The organism is Leucobacter faecis (assembly GCF_054456695.2).
This window is the reverse complement of record NZ_JBTJER020000007.1, coordinates 104,254-128,699: the sequence shown is the minus strand read 5'-3', so window position 1 is coordinate 128,699 and position 24,446 is coordinate 104,254. Positions and strand designations below refer to the sequence as shown.

The following is a 24,446-nucleotide window of genomic DNA, read 5'->3' as shown; positions in this document are numbered from 1 at the left end:
TCTAGTAGACCGTCGCGAGGGACTGGTGATCGGGCTCGCCGTTGGCGTCATCAGCGATCTCGGGCGGCCCCTCCTTGGCGGCCTTCGCGAGCAGTTTGAACTCGACGACGGCGAGCGCGCCATAGACGAGGGTGAACACCGACAGCGACACGAGCACCGCCCAGGCGGGTACGCCCGGTGAGACCCCCTGTTCAGTGGTCATCACCCCAAACACGATCCAGGGCTGGCGGCCCATCTCGGTGAAGACCCAGCCGACGAGCGACGCGAGCATGGGCAGCGGGGCCGTCCAGATGGCGACGCGCCACACCCAGGTGGGCAGCTGCGTGTTCTTGCGGGTGATCCAGAGGCCCACGAGCGACACGAGTGCGGCAATGGCGCCCAGGCCGATCATCCAGCGAAACGCCCAGTAGGTGACCCAAATGATGGGGGCGAACTGCCCGTCGGTGGGGCAGGTGAGCAGCGAGTCGGGGCTGCCGCAGTACATGGCCGTGTAGTCGGCCTGCAGGTCACGGATCCCCTCGACGGTGCCGTCGAAGGAGTTCGTGGCGAGCACCGATGCGAGGTACGGGATGCGCACCGAGAAGATTTCGTGTGCGCCGTCGGGGGTGCCGAGGCTGAACAGCGAGAACGAGGCGTCTCGGCCCGAGACGGTGTCGTACATCGCTTCGGCGGCCGCCATCTTCATGGGCTGCGTTTCGCTCATCACCACGCCGAGGGAGTGACCCGACAGCCCCACGCCGATAAACGCGAGAATGTTGGCGACCGCGCCAAATCGCAGCGTCGTGCGCATTTCGTCGACGAACTGGTTGCGCTTCAAGTGCCACGCCGCGACGGCCACCATGACGGTGCCGGCGAACATGACGGCGGCGAAGATGGTGTGCGGAAACTGGGTGAGGGCGACGGGGTTGAGCAGCACCGCGCCAATGTCGGTGAGCTCGGCGCGACCCTTCTCGGGGTTCAGCTCGTAGCCGACCGGGTTTTGCATGAACGCGTTGGCGGCGAGAATGAAGTAGGCCGAGAGTACGCTGCCGATCCAGACGCACCAGATGGTGGCGGCGTGCACCTTCTTGGGTAGCTTGTCCCAGCCAAAGATCCACAGGCCTATGAAGGTCGCCTCGAAGAAGAAGGCGATGAGGCCCTCCATTGCGAGCGGGGCGCCAAAAATGTCGCCGACGAAGCGTGAGTAGTTTGACCAGTTCATGCCGAACTGAAACTCCTGCACGATGCCGGTGACGACGCCCATCGCAAAGTTGATGAGAAACATCTTGCCAAACAGCTTCGTGAGGCGCAGGTACTTCGCGTTGCCCGTCTTGACCCACGTGGTCTGCAAAATGGCGACCAGCAGGGCCATGCCCACGGTGAGGGGCACGAAGATGAAGTGGTACAGCGTGGTGAGGCCAAATTGCCAGCGCGCAAGGGCCAGCGGGTCGAGTTGCTCGATCATATGTTGCTCCACAGTGCAGGGAACGCGCGCTGTGCAAACTGCTGCACGGCAGGATCCACGTAAGGGATCCGGTCACTCCCTTAGTGAGATCCGCTACGAGATGTCATTCTCGCCGGAGCGCCGACCGGTGGTTCGGCCCCCAAATTCTATTGAATTACCAGGTCAGAGGCGACTTCGCTTCGACGTCGAGAGACTTTTATCTTGATGCCAAACTAGAAATATTTCGATGCCGAGCGAGAACTATTTCGACGCCAAGAGAAACTGCTGGCTCGAAGTGCTCTGGGCCGTGGAGTTTGGGACGCGAGGCGCCGTGGCGGTCGGCACCCCGCATGCAATTTGCACTCCTACAGGAGATCTGCACTCCTGCAGGACTGAAACCTGCATTCGATCCTGCGCGAGTGCGGATCTCCTGCACTAGTGCAAATCCATGACAGCGACTACACATCACTACCGGCGCCAAGGCGCTACGCGAGCACCGGCTCCCACGTCTGATCGAAGAGGTCGCGAAACTCGGTGAACCGCGCCGACACGATCGGCATCTGCACGCCGTCGATCGCGATGACCGGGCGAATGCCGTGCAGGGCATTCACGGCCCACACCTCGAGCGACGCAAGTTCGGCAGGCGTCGTGTGCCCCGGCTTCAGCGGGGTGCCGAGCCGCGAGGCAATCGCCGACACGATCGCCTCGGCGACCGAGGGCACCCGCTCGTGCGAGGCCGATGTGAAGCCCGCGCCCGTCTTGTCCCACCACACGAGGCTCGTCGTGGTGCCCTCAATGATCTGCTGCTGCGAGATCGGCCCAGCGGGCGCGCCATCACCCGGCTCGACGAGCAACACCTCGCCCCCGGCCTGCCGCATCAGCGACGCATACAGCTCAATGTTGGGGCCCTTGCGGTGCGGGTGGGTCACTGCGCCCCGGCGTTCGACCGACGTGACCTCAATCGTGCTCCGGATCTCTGGGAGCGGGCGCAGTTCAAGCGCCAGGTCGAGCGCCCTGCGCGCGCCGCTCTGCGGTGACCCTACCGAGTAGTCCCAGAGTTCGAGCCGGGGAAAACTGCCGACGGCGCGCGCGGGGTGCGTGCGCACGGCCTGTTCCATGAGGTGTTCGGCGATGTGCGTGCGGGCCGACACTAGAAACTCGTCGATCTCGTCTTCGGTGATGGTGTGGCTCGCGGGTGACCCGCCTTTGTGCGCGTGCTCAGCAAACTCGGCAGACGCGGTCAATACCGCGTTACGGAATCGGGCGAGGTGCAGCGAAAACCCGCGCACCTCGGCGGTGCCGCCGCGCAGACGCGCACGAAAGGAATCTGCGACGACGAGCGAACGGGCGGCAGGGGTGCCGAGAGAATCGTGCTCTGGCGACGACGCGGTCATACTGCGAGCGTACCAGTGTGCTTCACCCCGACTACGCTGGGGTGGTGCAGAAATCAGTCGCACGCGGTACGCGGCGAATCATCCCCGGTCAGTTTGACGCCGAAGCGCTCGCGCGCGCCCTCGCGGCGACAGGCGAGGCGTGGTGTTGGCTCGACGGCGCAGCGCCCGCACCGGGTGAGCCCGGTGTCAGCTATTTCGGCGTGACCGACCACGTGATGAACGCCCAGCCCGGGCGAGAACGCGAGTTTCTGACGAGGCTTGGGGAGGCACGTTCGCGGGCGGCAACCGGCGGCGAGGGGGCCTTTCACTCCGGCTGGGTGGCGGCGCTCGGCTACGAAATGGGCGTCGCGCTCATGGGCATCACCCCTGCAATCGACGACGCGCCCCCCGCGTTCGCGCTGCGGCTCGACGTGGTGCTCGCGCTCACAGGCTCCAGCGTCGAGCTGCGCGCCGACACGGCCGAAGCGATCGACGACTGGCTCGCCCGGCACGAGGGCACCCTCGAGCGTGCCGCTCGGGGCGAGCGCGACACCGCTCGGGGCGCAGCGCCCGGCCCGGCGCAGGCCGCTGCACGCTGGCGGCGATCCGGAGCCGACTATGCCGCGCAGGTCACCGCATGCCAGCGCTCGATCGCGGCGGGCGACGCCTATGTGCTGTGCCTCACCGACACCGCGACGAGCGAGGGCCGGTTCGACCCGGTAGATATTTACGCGCGCCTGCGGGCGACGGGAACCGCGACCCGCGGCGGCGTGATCGTCGCGGGCGATCGCGCGCTCGTGAGCGCGAGCCCCGAGCGGTTCTTGAGCGTGCGGGGTCGCTGCGTCGCGACGCACCCTATCAAGGGGACAAGGCCCCGCGGTCACGACGCCCTAAGCGACCGGGTGCTCGCGGCCGAGCTCGCTCACGACCCCAAGGAGCGGGCCGAGAATCTGATGATCGTCGACCTGATGCGCAACGATCTCAGCCGCGTGTGCGACGCCGGATCAGTGGGCGTGCGCGCGTTTCTCCAGGTCGAGGAGCACCCCCACGTGCACCAACTGGTGAGCTCGGTCGAGGGTCGCCTCGCGACGGGTAGGAGCGCGGTCGACGCGGTCGAAGCGTGTTTTCCGGGCGGGTCGATGACGGGGGCGCCGAAGCGGCGCGCCGTCGAACTACTGGCGGTGCTCGAGGCCGGGCCGCGCGGGCTGTACTCGGGCTGCTTTGGCTGGTTTGACGACGGGGGTGATGCTGAGCTTGCGATGACGATTCGCGGGGTCGAACTGCGCGGGCTTCTCGCGCCGAGGCAGCGCGCGCTCGTGGGCGCGGGTGGGGGAGTGACGGCCGATTCTGACGCTGAATCTGAGCGCGCCGAGAAAGATCTGAAGGCGGCTTCGATCCTTGCTGCGCTCGCGTAGCCGCGCGTTCATGCAGCTGCCCAGGTCGCGGTATCCTTGACGGGTGTATGTCCGCTTGAGCGGACTCTTGCGAACAAGATCGAGGTGTGTGTGACTGAGCAGGGGCGTGAAGCCGAAGGCTACGACTTCAAGACAATTCAGGATCGGTGGCTACCGGTCTGGGACGAGCTGAAGCCGTTTGAGGTCACAAACGAGGCGACGGATCGCCCCACCAAGTACGTGCTCGACATGTTCCCGTACCCCTCGGGTGACCTGCATATGGGGCACGCTGAGGCGTTCTGCTTCGGTGACGTGATGGCGCGCTACTGGCGCGGCCAGGGCTATGACGTGCTGCACCCGATCGGCTGGGACTCGTTTGGGCTGCCCGCCGAGAACGCCGCGATTAAGCGTGGCATCGACCCGCGCCAGTGGACCTACGAGAACATTGCGCAGCAGAAGGCGTCGTTCCGCATCTACGCGCCGTCGTTCGACTGGAGCCGTGTGCTGCACACGAGCGATCCTGAGTACTACAAGTGGAACCAGTGGATCTTCCTGAAGATGTACGAGAAGGGTCTCGCCTACCGCAAGGCGAGCTGGGTCAACTGGGACCCGGTAGACCAGACCGTGCTCGCGAACGAGCAGGTGCTCGCCGACGGCACGTCAGAGCGCTCGGGCGCAATGGTCGTGAAGAAGAAGCTGACGCAGTGGTACTTCCGCATCACCGACTACGCGGATCGCCTGCTCGACGATCTCGATCAGCTCGAGGGCCGCTGGCCCTCGAAGGTGCTCAATATGCAGCGCAACTGGATCGGCCGCTCGCGCGGAGCCGAGGTTGAGTTTGAGATTGAGGGCCGTGAGGCAAAGGTGCCCGTGTTCACGACGCGCCCCGACACCCTGCACGGCGCCACCTTTATGGTCGTGGCCCCCGACTCTGATCTGGCCGCTGAGCTTGCCGCAGGAGCCTCGGCTGAGTCGCGCGAAGCTTTTCAGGAGTACCTGGCCGCGACGCAGAAGCAGACTGAGATTGAGCGCCAGAGCACCGAGCGCGAAAAGACGGGCGTGTTTCTCGACCACTTCGCGGTGAACCCCGTGAACGGCGAGCGCATTCCCGTGTGGGCCGCCGATTACGTGCTCGCTGACTACGGTCACGGTGCGATCATGGCCGTGCCCGCGCATGACCAGCGCGACCTCGACTTTGCGCTGAAGTTCGACCTGCCCGTGCGTGTGGTTGTTGACGTGCGTGACGAAGACGGTGCGGCGCTACCCGATCCGTCCGAGAGTGGCGTTGCGACCTCGGGTGACGGCGTGCTCGTCAACTCGGGTGAGCTCGACGGCTTGGGTAAGACCGAGGCTATTGCCAAGGCTGTTGAAGTGCTCGAGGCGCGCGGCACCGGCCGTGCCACGACCAACTACCGCCTGCGCGACTGGCTGATCTCGCGCCAGCGCTACTGGGGCACCCCCATTCCGATTCTGCACGGTACCGGCGACAACGAGGGTGCGATGCGCCCGGTTGACACCGCGGCGCTGCCGGTTGAGCTGCCGTCGACCGAGGGGCTCGACCTGAAGCCGAAGGGCTCGTCGCCGCTCGGAGCGGCCCACGAATGGGCGAACGTCACCGACGAAGAGGGCGTCGCCTGGACCCGCGACGCCGACACGATGGACACGTTCGTCGACAGCTCGTGGTACTTCTTGCGCTACCTGTCAGCGCAAGATAGCTCGCAGCCGTTTGACCCCGCGTCGGCCAAGAAGTGGGGCCCCATCGATCAGTATGTGGGCGGCGTCGAGCACGCGATCTTGCACCTGCTCTACTCGCGCTTCATCACGAAGGTGCTGTTCGACCTCGGCTACGTCGACTTTGAAGAGCCGTTCATGGACATGCTCAACCAGGGCATGGTGCTGCTCGACGGCGCGAAGATGTCGAAATCAAAGGGCAACCTGGTCGAGTTTGCGTCTGAGCTGCAGGCGCACGGCGCAGACGCGCTGCGCGTGACGCTCGCGTTCGCGGGCCCGCCCGAGGACGACATTGACTGGGCCGACGTGTCGGTGCAGGGCTCGGCGAAGTTCTTGGCACGCGCGTGGCGCATCGCCGACGACGTGCAGTCAGGCGGCGCACCCGCGGGCGTCGACTTCGCGGGCAGCGATAAGGCACTGCGCAAGCACACGCACCAGTTGCTGGCTGACGCCCCCACGCTCACCGAACAGTACAAGTTCAACGTCGTGGTTGCCCGCCTCATGGATCAGGTGAACTTTACCCGCAAGGCGATCGACTCGGGGTGCGGTGTCGCCGACCCGGCCGTACGCGAGTCGGCTGAAGCGATCGCAATGATCCTGTCGCTGTTTGCGCCCTACGCGGCCGAAGACATGTGGGCCAAGCTCGGGCATGAGCCGACCGTGGCGCTTGCCACCTGGCCGAAGGCAGACCCGGCGCTGCTCGTCGAAGACGAGGTAACGATGGTTGTGCAGGTCGACAAGAAGGTGCGCGACCGGCTGACGCTGCCCGCTTCGGTGACCGAGGCCGAGGCTGAGGCGGCAGCACGTGCAAGCGACGCCGTGCAGCAGGCGATTGGTGATCGCGAGATCGTCAAGGTCGTGGTGCGCGTGCCGAAGATCGTGAGCATCGTCACGAAGCCCGCCGCGTAACACGGCATTCTGGTGACTCGGGCCGGGCGCTCCTCTAAGACAGGGGAGCGCCCGGCCCGAGTCGTCCACAGCCCCTCTTAGCGGGGTATATTTGGCGAGTTATGCACACCTGCGTGAATCATCTGGCGACGTAGGCCGGGGCGAAGTACGGTGCGGGTATGTGCCCCAGGTCGCGCCCAGCTCACGCTCGGCAGGAGCCGCCGCAGTTGCTCCCCGAAGACGTGCTGTCGAGCGAGCGCTGGCGTTCGCGAGTCGGAGCTGCCGGTGCACGGAGAACTCTGGGTGCTGGCTCCCGTGGCAGCGCCAGCGACGCGCGGGCGGCCGCAGACACCGAGGCGTTCGAGCGAGCGCCCGGTCTATCACTGCGCATACGTCTCGTGCGGGCGGTGCGCGCCCCGGTGCTCGCGGGGGTGGCCGTGTTTGTGGTGGCCGTGGTGGCGACTATTGGTATTGCAGTCGCTGGTTCACTTGGGGCGCAGCTGCCGGGTGAGAGACCCGCACCTGATTCGACGACGCAGGCATTAGAAGATGCGGCAGCGCAGGGAGCGTTTGAGTCGCCCGCGTCGGCCGCGTCGTCTGCTGGGAGTGACTCGAGTGCCGATACAAGCACGAGCGTCGTAGGCGAGGTCTACGTACACGTCGTAGGGGCGGTCGGCACTCCCGGGGTCGTGAAGCTGCGGGCAGGCGCGCGCGTGCAAGACGCGATTGACGCCGCCGGCGGCCCCACAGAGGAGGCAGTGCTTGCGGGGGTCAACCTGGCGCGTGTCGTGGCTGACGGCGAACAGTTGCTGGTGCCAGACGCCGAGGCGCTCGAGGCCATGGCAGCCGCCGCGAGTGCAGGCGCTGACGCAGGCGCTGACGCCGGTGCTGGGGCGGCGGGCGACGCCGGTGCAACGGCGAGCGCAAGCCCCCAGGGCAGCTCAGGTGCCCAGGGCAGCGCGAGCCTCGTCAACATCAACACGGCCGATGCGGCGCTGCTCGAGACGCTACCTCGCGTGGGCCCGGCCCTCGCAGGGCGCATTATCGATTGGCGCACACAAAACGGCGGCTTTCAGAGCGTGGATCAACTGCTCGAGGTTTCGGGGATCGGGGTGAAAACTCTCGAGGGGTTTCGTGACCGGGTGACAGTGTGAAGTCACCGCCGGGGCTGTGGCGGGTGCTTGCGCCGGCCGGCGCGACGTGGGCGCTCGCGGCGGGATCGATCGTGCTACCGGGCAGCTGGTGGGTGCTTATCGTGGTGGGAGTCTGCATCGGCATGGCCGCCATGGTTATTGCTGCGCTTACCTCAAAGGACCATGCCGCGCAGCTTCTCGCTTTCGCTGGTGTGCTCGCGGCACTGCTGCTCTTGACCGGCGCGCGCATTGGCGTGGCTGAGATACACAGGGTGGCGCCGGTGCTCGACGCCGCCATCGAAGCGTCTGATCGAGTCGAGTTTCGAGTGCAGCTGACCGATTTCGCCCAGCTCGAAGCGGGCAGCGAGCTCGCGCAGCTCACGGGCTGGGTGCCCGCCACGGTGCTCGAGTACGGCGGCGGGGGTGGTCGTGCTGACGCCACGGCAGCCACCAGAACGCCCGTCGTGCTCTGGCTGCAGCGTGCCACCCAAATCCGGGCGCCCGAACAGAGCGAACCTCGGCAAGGGGGTTCCGAGAGCTCGACGTCCAATCAAGTGACCGCCAGAGACGCCGCGCACTGGGCGCCGGGCACTGAGCTGATAGTCGTGGGGGAGCCTGTGCCGCTCGAGTCGACATCGAGCGCCGCGTACGGTGTGCGCGTCACCGGGTATTACACCGTGAGTGAGGCGCGCGGCCCGGTGCTTATTGCGGCGACGCTGCGCTTCCAACTGCGAGCCGCGGCCGAGCGTGTGCCGGGCGCCGAGCTCGTGCCGGGCTTCGCGGTCGGAGACACGGCGCTCGTGGGCCCCGAGCTTGAGGCCAACATGCAGGCGAGTTCACTCACTCACCTTGTCGCTGTCTCGGGTGCGAACTGTGCCCTCGTCACGAGTGGGGCTATTTGGGTGCTGTCGTGGCTGGGGGCTGGGCGGCGTCTGCGGGCGGTGGTCGCGGGGTTAGCGCTCGCCGGGTTTGTGGTGGTCGTGGGCCCCGATGCGAGTGTACAGCGCGCGGCGATCATGGGCGCTGTGTTGCTCGCGTCGAACTTTGGGGGCAACCGGGCCACTGCGCTCCCCGCCCTGGGCATTGCTATCGCGGTGTTGCTTGTGCTTGATCCGTGGCAGGCTTGGCACCCCGGGTTCGCGCTGTCGGTGGTGGCGACGGGCGGCATTATTCTGTGCGCGCCCGCCTTCACAGAGGCGCTGCGCCGCGTAGCGCGCATCCCGGCTTGGGTTGCGCTGCCCTTCGCGGTCGCGGCCGCGGCGCAGCTCGCCTGCGGGCCGCTGCTGTTGCTGCTGCAAGACGGGATCCCCGCCGCGGGCCTTCTCGCGAACGTGCTGGCGGGCCCGGCGGCGCCAGCGGGCACCGCGCTCGGTCTGCTGGCGCTGCTTGCAGCCCCCGTATCGGGCGCTGCGGCGCACACACTCGTGTGGCTCGCGAGCCTGCCCGCGCGGTGGGTAGAAGAAACGGCGCGCATCACGGCGGGGCTGCCGGGTGCCCGCTGGGAATGGGTGACGGGTGTGCCGGGCGCGCTCTTGCTCGCGGTCGCGGAGGCCCTCGCGATCGTGGCGTGGCTGCTGGCGACCGGCCGTCTCACCCGGCACGAAATGCGGGTGCGGCGCCCCTGGGAGCCCGACATCCCTGGTCCCCGGGTGCTGCGCAGATGGGTGTCGGTGCTAGCTGGCTGTGCCGCTGGCGTGTTCGTCGGGCCGACCCTCGTGGCACCCGCCGTCGAGCAGGCGGGTACACCAGCCGATTGGGTGGTGGTGGCGTGCGATGTGGGGCAGGGCGACGCGCTGCTCTTGCGCGGGCCTGACGCACGTCCCGGCGAAGCGGTCCTCGTCGACACCGGAGACGATGACAAGCTGCTGCGCGACTGCCTCAGGCTTTTCGGGGTCACGCGCATTGCGCTGCTCGTGCTCACGCACGATCATCTCGATCACACGGGCGCGCTCGATGCGGTGGCCGCGCTCACCGAGACGGCGCTGATCGGGCCCGCGGCCCGCAACAGCGAGGCGCCCGCCGATCACGCCGCTGCCAGCCCGCTTCACGTGCGGCTTGCCGCGCACGGCGTGCCGACGGGCGTCACTGGGGCGGGGGCGGCTGGCTCGCATGCGGGTGTTGACTGGTTCATGCTCGCTCCGGATCCCCTCCTCACGCCCGCGTCAGCTAACGACTCGAGCCTGGTGATGCGCGCTGAAATGGGGGAGCGCAGCGTGCTGCTACTGGGAGACACGGGAGAAGAATCCCAGGCCATGTTGGCTAATGCGATGCGCCGGGCGGGCATTGAAGCATTGTTACAGGCTGACACAGTGAAGGTGGCTCACCATGGTTCGCGTGACCAGCGGGAGGGCATTTACGAGACCGTAGGTGCCACGCTGGCGCTCGTCTCGTCGGGGGCGGGCAACAGCTACGGCCACCCGGCCCCCGCGACGCTCAGCGCGCTCGCGTCGGCGGGCACTCGGGTGCTGCGCACTGACGAACTGGGATCGATCGCGGTGCTCGCGGGCGAACGCCCGGGCGCCGGCACGCCCCTTGATCCGGCACTGCCTCGAATCTGGGCCAGCCGCGGCGGTAACGCGCGCAGCGACGAATAGCCGTGCGGCCTGCTTCAGCCCGAGCGCAACAAGGCAGGGTCAGCAATAAGGTACGGCAGCTCCACCGTCCTTGACGTCGAAACGAATTTCGTCCGTGAGACGGTCGCCGATCGGCGCCTTCTTCGTCGACCGGTCGGTAGTGACTGAGCCTTTCAACCGTACGGCCCGACCCTCCTTCGCGTCACCGGACTGGTCAACGAACGGCAGGTGCGCTGCGTTCAGTGCCCAGTCTTTCGAAGCCTGGGGCTGGCTGCCGTAGTCGATCTACCACGCCCAGGTGTAGAAGACAGGGTTGACGACAACTTGCCGGCGGATGACGCGGCAGCGTTCTCGCGCTGGGAGATGCAGGTGTCTTCGAGGACTGGTCTCATGCACGAGAAGCTCGAAGGGTTTGAAGGTGATTTTGATGCTCCACCGAGATTCTCCCTGGCTGGCGTCCAGGGAAAGTTTGCACTGGCCATAGAGACAGACGACATCTTCTGACCTGACGCCGCTACGCCATCGACGCACATAGTAAAGCCAGCAGGCAAGTAGTACCCCGGGCTGAGCCAGCTTGAGTCAGTGCCGTCTGCGCGCGCAGCGTACGCGGCCCGTTAGCAGCTACTTGCTGATCCCTGAACTGAGTTAAATGAAGTAAGTCATTGTCAGTAGATTGCAGTCGCCTTGAATTATATGGATCAGTACTAGGTCTGGAACGGTGCCCAGCCCACGCGAGTACACCAGTAGTGCGGGAGCGCTCGCGGGGGTGGTGTCAGAGCCTGACACCACCCCCGCTGGGTGCCGAGAACGATGTCGGTACCTAGATGCCGCGCCAGCCGTCCTCGGTTGTGACCAAGAGCTGCTTTTTGTCCAATGATTTATCGCTGGCAATCTCGACAAGGGCGGAACCCACGCTGGCATATGTAAGTGTGGGGAGGCCAGGAACTTTCGCGACTTCCTCCAGTGCCTTGACTGTAGTTGGTGACTTAGGACCAGATTTGAGGTTCACCGGGTAGACCGCAGTCCAGTTCATGTTCAAACTGGGCAACACGGCGGCTTCCGCGAGGGCTTTGTCATTGAATAATTTCTTCACCATGGTGCTGTAGATGGACTGTGCAAACCAGGAAGCTTTAGTTTTGGAGTCTCCTACTCCAAAGCCTGACACCAGTACGAAGCGCTCCACATCGGCCTGACGGGCTGCGGCGGTGATGATCGGGAGTGTCAGCTGAGCGAATCGGCCTGTCGGCGAACCGGCGGTATGGATGATGGCATCAGCACCAGAAAAGGCCTGAGCCATGCTGGATAGATTCTCCAACGATCCGCCAATCGCCGTGAGCCCCGGTGCAGTGGGGACAACCTCTGGACGGCGCACATATGCAGTGACGGTATGACCCGCGTCTAGGGCGGCCTGAACGGTGGCCTGGCCAACATTTCCTGTTGCACCGAGGATTACTATCTTCACGGAATTTCCTTCTGTTGAATTGCTGGACGGTATGGCTTACTTGCGAGTGCCGGGAAGTTCTTGGAGAGAAAAGGAGTAAATGCAGATGTGAGGACCAGTGTTGTTCCCACGGTCGCGGTAATGAGCCCGAGCGTTGCTGCGTTCCACCTACTTGCACCTTGGAATAAGAGTGCGCGAGCCCCATTCGCAAGCAACTGAAGCGGGTTCCAGGGGGGCACCCATTGCTGCCAGAGCGACGGAAGGGTTGGGCACGGGCGCAGAAAAGATGGATGCGGCGCTGAATCCGGTAATGAGTGCTCCAATCGCGGCCATGAAGAGCTGTGCGGTGACTGTCGGCGAAAGAGGAACTTCGTTAAAGTACTTGGTCTCTGCGGCGAGGGGAGACTCGCTCGTCAAGCGCGATCTGGGAGCCCAAGATCTGCCAGGCGATCATTCCGTCAGCAGGGGGGATCGCGTGGATTCATGCTGACCAGCGGTGCCATCAAGAGGGCACCGCGGCTAAAGCGGCAATAATCGCGCACTGAGGCGTGAGCCGACGAGGCCAGGAGGTGGGCGACTTTTTGGAGTTGCTCGACATGTTGTTGCACTCTTTTCATTTGATAACATACGGTACGTATCGTATCTTATGGGTTGAAGTGTATGCTCCTTCTTGAGGGAGCGCAACGTATCTTGAGAGATGGTTTAAATGAGTGCGATAGGGAAGTCGGAGAATGTATCGCGACGACGTGGTATCCGACTCGATGAAGCTATCCGTCAGGCTGTGCGTGATGAGCTTGAAGAAGGCACGTATGCAGGCCTAACGTTTGAGGGAGTTGCAAAGCGTGCACAAACTTCAAAGCCTGTGATCTATCGACGGTATGCCTCGCGCGCGCACATGGTGCTCGATGCGTGGGTGCAGTACTCGCCGATCAAAGATAAGCCGTTCGTGAGCAGCGGGAGCCTGCGCCAAGATATTCTTGCGCTCGGCCGCGATTTCTCGGATCGGTTCGAGCGCGTCGGCGTTGAGACAATGCGCGGTCTGCTCGCCGAGATTCCTGCAGATCAAGTTCAGACGCTCACCACGACCTCCACGTCGTGGGTGCTTGATTCACTCATGTTGATTCTAGATGCTGCGCGAGAGCGTGGAGAGATCTCCCGGAGCCCTGTTTCTCCGAGAGTCCTGTCCTTGCCGTTGGTGCTGGTGCGACACGAGTTACTCTTCGCCGGAAAGTTGGACGACAGTGCACTCGCTGAGCTCATCGACAGCGTCTGGCTGCCACTTCTCGGCTCAGATAGGTAACTGCGGAATCAACCTGGATATAAATTATCGAGGTGCACTTTCCATTGGGCGCTGAGGCGCTCACGAGGACAACCGAACCGTGAGATTTTGCTGATCTCCATGAGTGAACGATGCAGCAAACAAGGTCTGCGCAGGAAAGCTGAAGGCCGACTGGTGGAGTGCTCCCTGCGCGCTGGAGAATTCGTGAGGCAGTGAATCCGCCCGGCAGGAGTCGTATCGAACTCTGAGGTTGCTCATGTCTTCCGTCTCTTCGACGATTAAATCTTCAATTCATTTGTGGACGGTGGTATCTCGATCTCATCCTGTGACCGTCGTGTACTCACGGACGTCTTCTGTGCTGTCTTTGCTGGGTATTCCGGTGGCACACCATGGGGCACACGACCGGCTCGCAAACATCTACTCCACGGTGGGCGAAACCGTCGGGGCTCCTCCAGGGTGAGCGTGAGGGTGAGCCGGCAGGCAAGTGCCCGGGCGCCGGCACGTACCCTGATCCGGCACTGCCTCGAATCTGGGCCAGCCGCGGGCGTGGCCTCACCCAAGACGAGTAGGCTTGAAGCGTGGCAGCACGAGGCGCAAGCACCAAGACACCGGCAATTTCGTGGCACGAGGCGCGACCCGCGCCGGTCGTGCTCGTGAGCGGCCCCGAAACCTTTCTCGCCGATCGCGCGGTGCAGGCCATCCGCGAGACGCTCGCGAGTGAGCGCAGTGACCTCGAGTTGCACGACCTCGACGCTGCGAGCTATGCGGGCGGGGAGCTGTTCACGATCGCGAGCCCGTCGCTGTTCGCCGAGCCGCGCCTCATTCGCGTGGTGAACGTGGAGCGCTGCTCCGACGCTTTCCTGGCAGACGCGCGGCGCTACGTCACCGAACCGGCAGACGATGCGACCCTCGTGCTGCGCCACTCGGGCGGGCAGCGGGGCAAAGCGTTGCTCGACCTGGTGCGTGGCGGGGCGGGCATTGAAGTCGCCTGCCCCGAGATGAAGAAGGACCAAGACCGGGCAGCGTTCGCGCAGGCAGAGTTTCGCAGACTCGGCGCACGCATCACTCCGGGGGGCGTGCGGCAACTGCTCGCCGCCTACGCGGGCGATCTCGGCGAGCTCGCTGGGGCGTGCGCGCAGCTCGTTGAGGTGAGCGGCAAAGACCTCAACGAAGACCACGTGACCCGCGCCACCGAAGGTCGCGTGGAGACGAACGGCTTTAAGGTCGCAGACGCTGCGACGGGCGGCCGAGCGGCCGAGGCGCTCGTGTTACTGAGGCAGGCGTATGCGGGCGGCATCGACCCGATTCCGCTGTTGGCGGCGCTCAACATGAAGGTGCGCGGCATGGCGCGCGTGTTTGGAGCACGCGGCTCAGCGGGTCAGCTCGCTAAAGAGCTCAGCATGGCGCCCTGGCAGGTCGAGCGAGCGATCAAAGACACGCGTGGCTGGCGTGAAGAAGACCTGGCCAGGGCAATCGACCTGGCCGCCGAGACCGAGTGGCTCCTGAAGGGCGGCACCCGCGACCCGCACTTCGCCCTCGAGAAGTACGTGCTCTTTGTGGCGCGGCGCGGACGGGCCTAACCTCACCCGCCGGGCCCTGCGCCACGCCGTCGGGTGTGACGCGCACCGCACAGGCAACAAAAAAGCCCCGCCGAAGCGGGGCCTTTTTGTTAGCCGAAAGGCTACCAGCTGCGAAGCTTAGAGTGCTGCGACCTGGGTAGCGAGAGCCGACTTGCGGTTCGCTGCCTGGTTCTTGTGGATAACACCCTTCGACACTGCCTTGTCGAGCTTGCGCGTAGCGAGCTGGAGCTTCTCCTGCGCAACAGCCTTGTCACCTGCGGCGATAGCGGTGCGGGTTGCACGAATCGCGGTGCGCAGCTCGCTCTTGTACGCACGGTTGCGCTCGGTTGCCTTCAGGTTGGTCTTGATGCGCTTGATCTGCGACTTGATGTTTGCCACGTTAAGTAGTGTCCTTAAAAACGTAAAAATTGACGGATTGTCCGGTTGGCGAGAGAGGGCACCTTCCGGGGTGTGTGGTTTTAGCCACACGCAAGTCAAGCACCAACACTACCAGACTCTGTGGCACGTTGGGTGCGCGCGTTAGCCGGTCACGGTGACTTCGTCTCCGATCCGGATCACGCCACCGGCAAAGCCGGTGTCGGTGGCGCCGGGCCTCGCCCCAAAAAGATCGAGGCCCGCGGGCAGCAGCAGCCTGCCGAGACTCGGCTCGCTCATGCCGAGTGTGCCGGTGAGCGTTTTCAGTACGGGGGCGTCTCGTTCGCCCGAGTCGGGGTTCGCGTGGGTGGCGAGGCAGCGCACGATCGGCCCGCGAGCTACAAAGTCAACGTCGCCAATGCGTACGCCGCCAGCCCACGCGAGTTCCTCGCGCGCAGTAAGGCCCTCGACCACAATGTTCGAACGAAATCTGCGGTCGTCGATGGGAGTGCCGAGCGCCCCTTCGAGTTCGGCAACGCTCGCCTCACCGTGCAGCGAGACATAACCGCGTGGGCGGTCTTGAAACCGTGAGCGCTCACCGTCCCCCACAAGCACGAGGGGCAACCTCCCCGGGCGCGCGAGTTTGCGGCCCTCGGGGGAGGCAAGTACGAACTCGGTGATCGCGGCACAAAACTTCGCGCGGCCGGCGGCGTCCGCGAGCAATGCGTCGACGAGCAGCGTTTCGCCCTCGTGCACGGTCACACGCCCGGTCGAGTGCGAAAACGAAACGTGCAGTCGCGCGAGCGCGGGAAAGTCCTGCAGCGAAAGGCCCAGCGCCTTGGGCCAATAGTCGAGCCCGTCCTGCTCCTCGGCAGTTGCCGCGTCGCCAAACCGAAACGCAAAAAGCCTGTCGCCCGCGACCCGACCATCGGGCAGTATCGTGAGTGATCTGGCGGGCTCGGGAGTAAAACCCTTCACCGGGTATTTGTAGAGCGCTACGACTTTGGGCATGGGTACATACTGGCAGGCCGGCGCGAGTGCGCAAGCCTGCGACACCCGGGCGGGAAGCACACACCTCCAATTGGGTGTGCTCGTGCGATAATGACCGGTAATGTCTCCTCGCAGTGTGAACCCCCCAGTCCCGGCCTCGACCGAGCCCGCGATGATCCGCAACTTCTGCATCATCGCGCACATCGATCATGGCAAGTCAACGCTTGCTGACCGCATGCTGCAGGTAACGGGCACTGTCCCGGACCGAGAGATGCGCGCTCAGTACCTCGATCGCATGGATATCGAGCGCGAGCGTGGCATCACGATCAAGTCGCAGGCCGTGCGTATGCACTGGGACGCAGACGGCGGATCGTATGCCCTCAATATGATCGATACGCCCGGTCACGTCGACTTCAGCTATGAGGTGTCACGCTCGCTCGCCGCGTGCGAGGGCGCCATCTTGCTCGTTGACGCCGCGCAGGGCATCGAGGCGCAAACGCTTGCGAACCTCTACCTTGCTATGGAGAACGATCTTGAGATCATTCCCGTACTCAACAAGATTGACCTGCCCGCGGCAGACCCCGAGCGTGTAGCGCGCGAGATCACCGACCTCATCGGCGGTAACCCCGACGACATTCTGAAGGTGTCGGGCAAAACCGGTGCCGGCGTCGAGGAGCTGCTCGACCTCGTCGTCAAGCGTATTCCCGCTCCGGTGGGTAACGCTGATGCCCCCGCCCGCGCCATGATCTTCGACTCGGTCTACGACGCGTATCGCGGTGTGGTCACCTATGTGCGCATGATCGATGGCAAGCTGAACCCGCGCGAGAAGATTCAGATGATGTCGACGGGCACCGACCTCGAAGCGCTCGAGATTGGTGTGTCTTCGCCCGGCCCGACTCCCACGAAGGGACTCGCAGTCGGTGAGGTCGGGTACCTCATTACCGGTGTGAAAGACGTGCGCCAGTCGAAGGTCGGCGATACGGTCACCTCCAAGATCGGCGGCGCTACCGATGCTCTACCCGGTTACACCGATCCGAAGCCGATGGTGTTCTCAGGGCTCTACCCGCTCGACGGCAGTGATTTTCCGGTGCTGCGCGAGGCGCTTGACAAGCTCAAGCTCGAAGATGCGGCGCTGCAGTACGAGCCCGAGACGTCGGTCGCGCTCGGCTTCGGATTCCGTTGCGGGTTCCTGGGCCTGTTGCACCTCGAGATTATCTCTGAGCGCCTGCGCCGCGAGTTTGACCTTGACCTCATTGCCACCGCGCCCAGCGTGGTCTACGAGGTCGTGACCGACGACGGCAGCGAGGTCACGGTCACCAACCCGTCAGAGTACCCCGACGGCAAGATCAAGACCGTGAGCGAGCCTGTTGTGCGTGTCGCGATCCTTACGCCCAAGGACTACGTCGGTGCGATCATGGAGCTGTGCCAGTCGCGCCGCGGCAGCCTGCTCGGCATGGAGTACCTTGGTGAGCGTGTCGAGCTACGCTACAGCATGCCGCTCGGCGAGATCGTGTTCGATTTCTTCGATCATTTGAAGAGCCGCACGCAGGGCTACGCGAGCCTCGACTACGAACCGATGGGCCAGCAAGAGGCAGACCTGGTGAAGGTCGACATTCTGCTGCAGGGCGAGCAGGTTGACGCCTTTAGCGCGATCGTGCACCGCGACAGCGCCTACGCCTACGGCACACTCATGACCGAGCGGCTGCGCAAACTGATTCCGCGCCAGCAGTTCGAGGTGCCCATTCAGGCCGCCATCGGCTCGCGCATCATTGCGCGTGAGAACATTCGCGCGATCCGCAAGGACGTGCTCGCCAAGTGCTATGGCGGCGATATTAGCCGTAAGCGCAAGCTGCTTGAAAAGCAGAAGGAGGGCAAGAAACGCATGAAGATGGTAGGACGCGTCGAGGTGCCTCAGGAGGCGTTTATCGCCGCGCTCTCGGGCGATGTCGAAGGCAAGGAAAGCGGCAAGAAGTGACCGAGGGAACGCCAGCCCGCCGCGGCAGTCACGTGCAGATGCCCGCGGCCTACGCCGCGGTGGGCGCGTCCAAGCAAGCCGATGTCGTGCGGTTTCCGCCCGCTGGCTCGACTGCGTATGAAGAAAGTTTGCGCCTGGGCAGTGGCCAACCGAGATTTTTGATCGCATCGAGTGCCCTCATGACGTGGGCGGCGCAGCTCGGCGCTGGCATGCAGGTTGAACACCTCGGCGGCGCTGACGCGCAAACCTATGCCGGCCCAGAGTTTGGCGCCGACGGCACACCAGTGGCCCCCGCCCATCCCGAAGAAAAGTTCGCGGCCGACGGCACGCCCTATATCGCAGCGGGAAACCGCGTGCGCGTCACCTTTGAAAAGAACGCCACACGCGAACTTCTCGTGGTGTACACGGTCGATGAGCCCCGACGTGCTGGGTTCGCCTGGGGCACGGTCGACACTAACGGACCCGTGGGCGAGCAGCTGTTTGTGGTGGAGCATCGCGACGATGACTCGGTGTGGGCCGTCGCACGAGGTTTTCTTGAAGCGTCAAAGGACGGCCTGTTTGGTCGTAAGGGCAAGCAGGACCTGCAGGCTGCGCTGAACTCGATCGTTCCGCAGCTCCGGGGCCTCCTGCCGGGAGCTGCACAGTCCCGTTCCGGAGACGAGTCTGACCCGACGCCCGAGGCCGGCTAGGTGGGCGCCGCGCTCCCCGAGGGCGATCCGGCACCCGAAGATGGCCTGCTGCCCGCGAGCGCCGCGATTGGCAGCGACGATCGCCGCTTTGGCGTCTACGTGCACGTGCCGTACTGCCGCGTGCGCTGCGGCTACTGTGACTTCAACACCTACACGGCGCAGGAGCTGGGCGGCGCGCGCCAAGACTCCTACGCCGAAGAGGCTGCCTGGGAGCTGAGCTTTGGCGCCGAGGTGCTGCGGCGCTCGGGTGTCGCCGAACGCCAGGTCTCCACGGTCTTTTTTGGGGGCGGCACCCCCACGCTGCTGCCCGCAAGCGACTTGGCGCTCATGCTGCGCCGGATCAAGGACGAGTGGGGGCTGGCACCAGGTGCCGAGGTGACCACAGAGGCGAACCCCGACTCGGTGGATGCTGCCTACCTGCAGACGCTCGCTGACGCGGGCTTTACCCGCGCTAGTTTCGGCATGCAGTCGGCCGTGCCGAGCGTGCTCAAAACCCTCGACCGCACGCACACGCCCGAGCGGGTGCCCGTGGTTACGCGCCAGGCGCGCGACGCGGGCTTGCAAGTGAGTGTCGACCTGATCTACGGCACGCCGGGGGAGACACTGAGTGACTGGGAGCGCTCGATCGATGCTGCGCTCGCCACTGATCCGGATCATATTTCGGCGTACGCCCTGATTGTTGAACGCGGTACGAAGTTGGCCGCGCAGATTCGTCGCGGCGAGGTCGCGGCTCCCGACGAAGATCTGCACGCTGAGATGTACGAGCTCGCCGAGCAGCGGTTTCGCGAGGCGGGGCTTGCGTGGTACGAGATTAGCAACTGGTCGCGTACGCCCGAGACCCGGTCTCGCCACAACCTTGCGTATTGGACGGGCGAGGATTGGTGGGCCGCTGGGCCCGGCGCGCACAGTCACGTCGGCGGCGTGCGATGGTGGAACGTGAAGCATCCGGGGGCGTATGCGCAGCGTGTCGCCGCAGGCGTGTCGCCGGCTCACTCACGCGAACTGTTGACGGCCGACGCCCGCCGCGAGGAGCGCGTGCTGCTTGAGACCCGCATCGCCGACGGATTGCCCGTCGACGTACTCGAAGCTGCCGGTCGGCGGGCCGTGCCCGAGCTGATCGCCGAGGGGCTGATCGATGGCCGCGCTGCGATTAAGGGCAGAGTTGTGCCCACCCTGCGCGGCAGGCTGCTGGCGGACACCGTCGTGCACCGTTTGTTGACATAGGGTACAAATAACGTTTATCTATCTTTTTTTGCAGCGCCGAATATTAAACACTGTTTGAAAAAAGTTGCAGAACAGGCTTTGGCAAGCTAACTTCTTGGTGGAGCCACTAGCAGCATTCGTTGCGGCTCCTATCCATTGGATATCCCTGAACCAAAGACGTAAGGATGTTCTGCATGTCTGTAAAGAAACCACTAGCCGTTGTCGCGACAGCGGCCATGGTTGTGTCGGGCGCCGCGTTCGGTGCCTCTGCCGCCCAGGCAGAGCCGGTCGCCCCGACGACCGTGTATGTGCCCGCGGCCGACATCGCTGGCCCAGTCGAGGCTGACGAGTCTGCCGTCTACAATCAGTGGCACTTTGGCCCCAAGGACAGCGAGCCACAGCGCGTCAAAACTGCCGATCAGGCACGCAACGGCCTTGTCGTCAAGGCTGGCACAGAAGCCCAGATCATCAAGGGCAACGGTAACGACCTCGCGGTGCCCACGGAGGCAGAGAATGTAGCTGCCCTGCTCGGCTCACTGGGTGTTGTGGCCTCTGACAATGCGGCCATCACCTACCAGGTGGGCGTGCGCGTAAAGGATGACGTGGAGGAGAAGGGTTGGAAGGGCTGGAGCACGCTTCGCGCAGATGCTTCGAACCCGGCCCTGTGGACCTCGAGCAAGCCCATTTGTGACGTCGCCGCTGGCACGCCGACTGACCTGCAGGCATTCATCGACGGCTGCGGCGAAGACCTCTACACGATTAGCACCGGGGTGCTCGTATACCGCCCGGCGGCCGACGTGCTCGTCTCGTCGTTCACCGATGGCGCCACGACGACCAAGTTCTACGCTGAGCCGGCGGCTGCGGCGGCGGGTGCCGAGTCGTCTGCGTATGTCGAGGCCAAGGACATTCGCGCGAACGAAGAGACGTATCCTGGCTGGCACAATGGCGATAAGTCGGGCGCTGAGGCGTATGAAACGGTCGCCGGCGAGAAGGATGCGACCATCGGCCTGAAGGTGACAGGCAAGACTCAGATTCTCAACGGCTTTGCCGATGAGGATTTCCAGGCGAACGCCGCGGAGTTCGCCGCTGCGATGCAGATCGATGTCGTCGAGGGCGAGGTCTGGGCTCAGGTGCCGGTCTTTGCGTACCCCGAAGGTGCTCAGAAGGAAGTCTTTACGACGCTGCGTGCACTCGTGCCCGAGAGTGGCAAGCTCTCTGAGGCCACCGAGTGGGTTTCGTCGAAGCAGGTCGGCTCGCTCGCAGCGAACACACCCGCACCGTTTGCTGACGTGCTCGCTGCCCTCGGCGATCACGACGTGATCGGCTACGGCTTCTTTGTTGACACGGGCAAGGTCGCGACCGTCAAGTCGATCTCGTTCAACGGCGCAACCACCACGTTTGCGAAGGACGCGACGCCGGAGGAGCCCGTCGTTCCCCCCAAGACGGGTGTTGAGCTGAGCGACATCACTCCGACCACGAAGTTCTCCAAGGAGATCACCTGGCTCGCAGAGACCGGCGTGACCACCGGGTACAAGCAGAACGACGGCACGTTCAAGTTCATGCCCAAGGAGAAGGTCACGCGTGAAGCCATGGCGGCCTTCCTGTACCGCCTCGCACCGGCCGAGGACAAAGCTGGCTTCAAGGCGCCGACTAAGTCGCCGTTCGCTGACCTAAAGCTCGGCGACAAGTTCTACAAGGAGATCACCTGGGCGCACAAGCAGGGCCTCGTTACTGGCTGGGCTCAGAACACCGGCCTGCCGAAGTTCCAGCCGAAGTCGAACGTCGATCGCGATGCCGTGGCCGCGTTCATGTTCCGCCAGCACGCCCCTAAGGGCTACAAGGCCGCCGGTGAATCACCATTCGCTGACATGAAGAAGAGCGACAAGTTCTACAAGGAGATCCACTGGATGGGCACCACGGGTCTCTCGACCGGCAACAAGCAGTCGTCGGGCAAGCCCACCTACAAGCCCAAGGACAACACCACGCGTGAGGCAATGGCAGCATTCCTCTACCGTGCAGATGGTCTTCTCGGCTAGGGTGTAACACTGCGCGGCGCGGGCACCGGCTTCGGCCGGTGCCCGCGCTTCGTCGTTCTCGCGCAAACCTCGGGTGCACCTGCGCCGACCATTACTCCCATAATTTCGCCCGCAGTGAAGCTCAGCGAGCTCGTGGCGAGGCGCGGGTGCTCTGCGATAGACTTAGCAGTCGGAATAGGCGAGTGCTAGGGGAGGGCGACATGGTCTCGGAACGCAGCCTGGCGGTGCTGCACGCGATCGTGGGCGACTTTGTCTCCTCGAACGAACCCGTTGGCTCAAAGGCCATCGTTGAGCGGCACCAGTTCGGCGTTTCAGCCGCCACCATTCGCAATGACATGGCACTGCTCGAAGAAGACGAGCTGATCGCCCAACCGCACACCTCCTCTGGGCGGGTGCCCACCGACAAAGGGTACCGACTCTACGTTGACACCCTCGCCAAAATCAGGCCACTCTCAGGCTCCCAGCGCTCAGCGATCGAGCGTTTTCTGGGCGAGTCAAGCGACCTTGACGATGTGATGGCGCGCACGGTGCGCATGCTTGCGCAGCTCACCAACCAGGTCGCCGTGGTGCAGTACCCCACTCTGGGCGGCACCACCGTACGCCACATTGACCTCGTCGCACTCGGCGAAGATCGTGTGCTGTGCGTTTTAATCTTGGGCTCGGGTGTTGTCGAACAACAGCTCGCCTGGCTTCCTGCGGCGCGGGTGACCGAAGCGTGGGTGCACGGACTGCGCGACCGCATCGCCACAGCGGTCGTTGGCGCCGATGTCGAATCGGGCGTCGCTCAGATCGCGGCACTGTCAGACACCGCAGGCGAGTGGGCAGATGCGGCCGAAGCGCCGGTCGTTGACCGCGTGCTCGAGGTGGTACGTAGCCAGCTGCAAGCAAACCGTAGCGAACGCATCGCGTTTGCTGGAGCCGCGAACCTCACCCGCGGCGACGCGTTCGCGGGCTCTCTGCCCGGTGTGCTCGATGCGATCGAAGAGCAGGTTACGCTGCTGCGACTGTTTGGAGAACTCGTACAAGAAGGGCGCACTGTCGCGGCCTCCATTGGACGAGAGAACGAGCCCTACGGGTTACCGACCGCCTCGATCATCGCCTCCCGCTACGAAGACGGCGGAGCCTCATCGAAGCTCGGCGTGCTCGGCCCCACCCGCATGGACTACGCCGGCAACATCGCGGCAGTGCGTGCCGTCGCCAGATACTTGAACCAAATCTTGGGTGAGGGGTCAGCGTGACCCCTCCAGCCCATGACCGTCACAACCACTGAGGAGCCAGGCCTGTGGCCGACCACTACGAAACCCTCGGAGTCTCGCGCGAAGCGACCCCAGAAGAAATCAAGAAGGCGTACCGCAAGCTGGCCCGTCAGCTGCACCCCGACGTCAACCCCAGCGAAGAGGCGTCTGAGCGCTTTAAGAGCGTGACGCACGCCTACGACGTGCTCAGCGACCCCGAGCAGCGCCAGAACTATGACATGGGTGGCGGCCAAAACGGTGCGGGCGGCTTCGGTGACATCTTCGAGACGTTCTTCGGTGGCGGTGGTTTTGGTGGCGGCCAGCGTGGCCCTCGGCCGCGCGCCGAGCGTGGTGAAGACGCGATGATCCGGGTCGATGTGACCCTCGAAGACGTGATGTTCGGCGTGCAGCGTGACGTCACCGTCAACACGGCGGTGCTGTGTGACCTGTGTCAGGGCAGTTGCTGCCAGCCGGGCACCCACCCCGTCACCTGTGACGTGTGCAACGGTCAGGGGCAGGTGCAGCGCCAGGTGCGCTCACTGTTTGGCAACGTGGTGACCATGCACCCGTGTGGTAGCTGCCAGGGGTACGGCACCGTCATCGAGAACCCCTGCGTCGAGTGTGGCGGCAAGGGCCGCGTGCGTGAGCGGCGCACCATTCCCATCGATATTCCCTCGGGCATCGACACGGGCACCCGCCTGCAGCTGCGCGGCGGCGGTGAAGTGGGCCCGGGCGGTGGCCCCAACGGTGACCTTTTTATCGAGTTCCGCGTCATGCACCACGACATTTTCAGCCGCGACGGCAACGACCTCCTGTGCACCATGCAGGTGTCGATGACCGACGCTATTCTTGGCGCGAGCGCGAGCCTCGCTGGCATCGACGGCGCCATCGAGACCGAGGTGCCTGCCGGTACTCAGTCGGGCGATATCATCACGATTCGCGGTCGCGGTATTCAGGGGCTGCGCTCAACCAACCGTGGTGACGTGAAGATCGCCGTGCAGGTGTCGACGCCCACCAAGCTTTCGGGCCGCGAAAAGGACCTGGTGCGCCAGCTCGCCACCCTGCGGGGCGAAGAGAAGCCGCACCTGGGCGAGTTTCAGCAGGGCTTCTTCGGCAAGATGCGCGACCGGTTCTTTAGGGGTAACTAGC

17 protein-coding genes are annotated in these 24,446 nt (G+C 64.5%); 12 read left to right on the top strand and 5 right to left on the bottom strand.

Annotated elements, in window-relative coordinates; all coding sequences use genetic code 11:
• Position 1 precedes the first annotated feature (1 nt).
• Both ACXR2W_RS09440 and ACXR2W_RS09435 read right to left on the bottom strand, forming a co-directional pair.
• Positions 2 to 1,444, bottom strand: a complete 1,443-nt coding sequence (locus ACXR2W_RS09440) for a cytochrome ubiquinol oxidase subunit I (RefSeq protein ID WP_458812937.1) — start codon at positions 1,442 to 1,444, stop codon at positions 2 to 4.
• Between the two features lie 464 nt (positions 1,445 to 1,908).
• Positions 1,909 to 2,817 (bottom strand): aminotransferase class IV, encoded by a 909-nt coding sequence (locus ACXR2W_RS09435; RefSeq protein ID WP_458812935.1) that lies wholly within the window; start codon positions 2,815 to 2,817, stop codon positions 1,909 to 1,911.
• 44 nt (positions 2,818 to 2,861) lie between these two features.
• Between ACXR2W_RS09435 and ACXR2W_RS09430 the strand changes: the two genes are divergently transcribed.
• The 4 genes from ACXR2W_RS09430 (at position 2,862) to ACXR2W_RS09415 (ending at position 10,536) form a co-directional block, all read left to right on the top strand.
• On the top strand, positions 2,862 to 4,211 hold the full coding sequence (locus tag ACXR2W_RS09430) for an anthranilate synthase component I family protein (protein ID WP_458812933.1): 1,350 nt from the start codon (positions 2,862 to 2,864) through the stop codon (positions 4,209 to 4,211).
• A 90-nt stretch (positions 4,212 to 4,301) separates the two neighbouring features.
• Positions 4,302 to 6,830, top strand: coding sequence for a leucine--tRNA ligase (gene leuS, locus ACXR2W_RS09425; RefSeq protein WP_458812931.1), 2,529 nt, complete (start codon positions 4,302 to 4,304; stop codon positions 6,828 to 6,830).
• Positions 6,831 to 7,036: 206 nt separating this feature from the next.
• A complete protein-coding gene (locus ACXR2W_RS09420; RefSeq protein ID WP_458812929.1) occupies positions 7,037 to 7,963 on the top strand; it encodes a ComEA family DNA-binding protein in 927 nt (308 codons plus the stop codon).
• The gene (locus ACXR2W_RS09415; protein ID WP_458812927.1) at positions 7,960 to 10,536 is read left to right on the top strand and encodes a ComEC/Rec2 family competence protein; all 2,577 of its coding nucleotides are present in this window, start codon (positions 7,960 to 7,962) and stop codon (positions 10,534 to 10,536) included. The genes ACXR2W_RS09420 and ACXR2W_RS09415 overlap by 4 nt, the downstream gene beginning before the upstream one ends.
• Before the next feature lie 799 nt (positions 10,537 to 11,335).
• Here the strand turns inward: ACXR2W_RS09415 and ACXR2W_RS09410 are convergent.
• The gene (locus ACXR2W_RS09410) at positions 11,336 to 11,977 is read right to left on the bottom strand and encodes an NAD(P)-dependent oxidoreductase (protein ID WP_458812925.1); all 642 of its coding nucleotides are present in this window, start codon (positions 11,975 to 11,977) and stop codon (positions 11,336 to 11,338) included.
• Between the two features lie 760 nt (positions 11,978 to 12,737).
• On the opposite strand from ACXR2W_RS09410, the gene ACXR2W_RS09405 reads away from it, so the two are divergent.
• Positions 12,738 to 13,256: a TetR/AcrR family transcriptional regulator gene (locus ACXR2W_RS09405; RefSeq protein ID WP_458812923.1), complete on the top strand. Its 519-nt coding sequence runs from the start codon at positions 12,738 to 12,740 to the stop codon at positions 13,254 to 13,256.
• A 557-nt stretch (positions 13,257 to 13,813) separates the two neighbouring features.
• Positions 13,814 to 14,815, top strand: coding sequence for a DNA polymerase III subunit delta (gene holA / locus ACXR2W_RS09400; protein WP_458812921.1), 1,002 nt, complete (start codon positions 13,814 to 13,816; stop codon positions 14,813 to 14,815).
• Between the two features lie 117 nt (positions 14,816 to 14,932).
• Here the strand turns inward: holA and rpsT are convergent, their stop codons facing one another.
• Positions 14,933 to 15,193 carry a 30S ribosomal protein S20 gene (gene rpsT, locus ACXR2W_RS09395; protein WP_458812919.1) on the bottom strand — a complete coding sequence of 87 codons (261 nt, stop codon included), beginning with the start codon at positions 15,191 to 15,193 and terminating at the stop codon, positions 14,933 to 14,935.
• 141 nt (positions 15,194 to 15,334) lie between these two features.
• Complete coding sequence (locus ACXR2W_RS09390) at positions 15,335 to 16,180, bottom strand: MOSC domain-containing protein (protein ID WP_458812917.1); 846 nt, start codon at positions 16,178 to 16,180, stop codon at positions 15,335 to 15,337.
• 100 nt (positions 16,181 to 16,280) lie between these two features.
• Here ACXR2W_RS09390 and lepA point away from each other — a divergent pair, with 100 nt between their 5' ends.
• The 6 genes from lepA (at position 16,281) to dnaJ (ending at position 24,445) form a co-directional block, all read left to right on the top strand.
• Positions 16,281 to 18,134, top strand: a complete 1,854-nt coding sequence (lepA, locus tag ACXR2W_RS09385) for a translation elongation factor 4 (protein WP_458812915.1) — start codon at positions 16,281 to 16,283, stop codon at positions 18,132 to 18,134.
• On the top strand, positions 18,131 to 18,823 hold the full coding sequence (locus tag ACXR2W_RS09380; RefSeq protein ID WP_458812913.1) for a DUF1990 family protein: 693 nt from the start codon (positions 18,131 to 18,133) through the stop codon (positions 18,821 to 18,823). Before lepA ends, ACXR2W_RS09380 begins: the two co-directional genes overlap by 4 nt.
• Positions 18,824 to 20,047: a radical SAM family heme chaperone HemW gene (hemW, locus tag ACXR2W_RS09375; RefSeq protein WP_458812911.1), complete on the top strand. Its 1,224-nt coding sequence runs from the start codon at positions 18,824 to 18,826 to the stop codon at positions 20,045 to 20,047.
• Between the two features lie 173 nt (positions 20,048 to 20,220).
• Positions 20,221 to 22,062, top strand: a complete 1,842-nt coding sequence (locus ACXR2W_RS09370) for an S-layer homology domain-containing protein (RefSeq protein WP_458812909.1) — start codon at positions 20,221 to 20,223, stop codon at positions 22,060 to 22,062.
• A 200-nt stretch (positions 22,063 to 22,262) separates the two neighbouring features.
• Positions 22,263 to 23,300, top strand: a complete 1,038-nt coding sequence (gene hrcA, locus ACXR2W_RS09365; RefSeq protein ID WP_458812896.1) for a heat-inducible transcriptional repressor HrcA — start codon at positions 22,263 to 22,265, stop codon at positions 23,298 to 23,300.
• Positions 23,301 to 23,344: 44 nt separating this feature from the next.
• Positions 23,345 to 24,445 (top strand): molecular chaperone DnaJ, encoded by a 1,101-nt coding sequence (dnaJ, locus tag ACXR2W_RS09360; RefSeq protein WP_458812894.1) that lies wholly within the window; start codon positions 23,345 to 23,347, stop codon positions 24,443 to 24,445.
• Position 24,446: the final 1 nt, after the last annotated feature.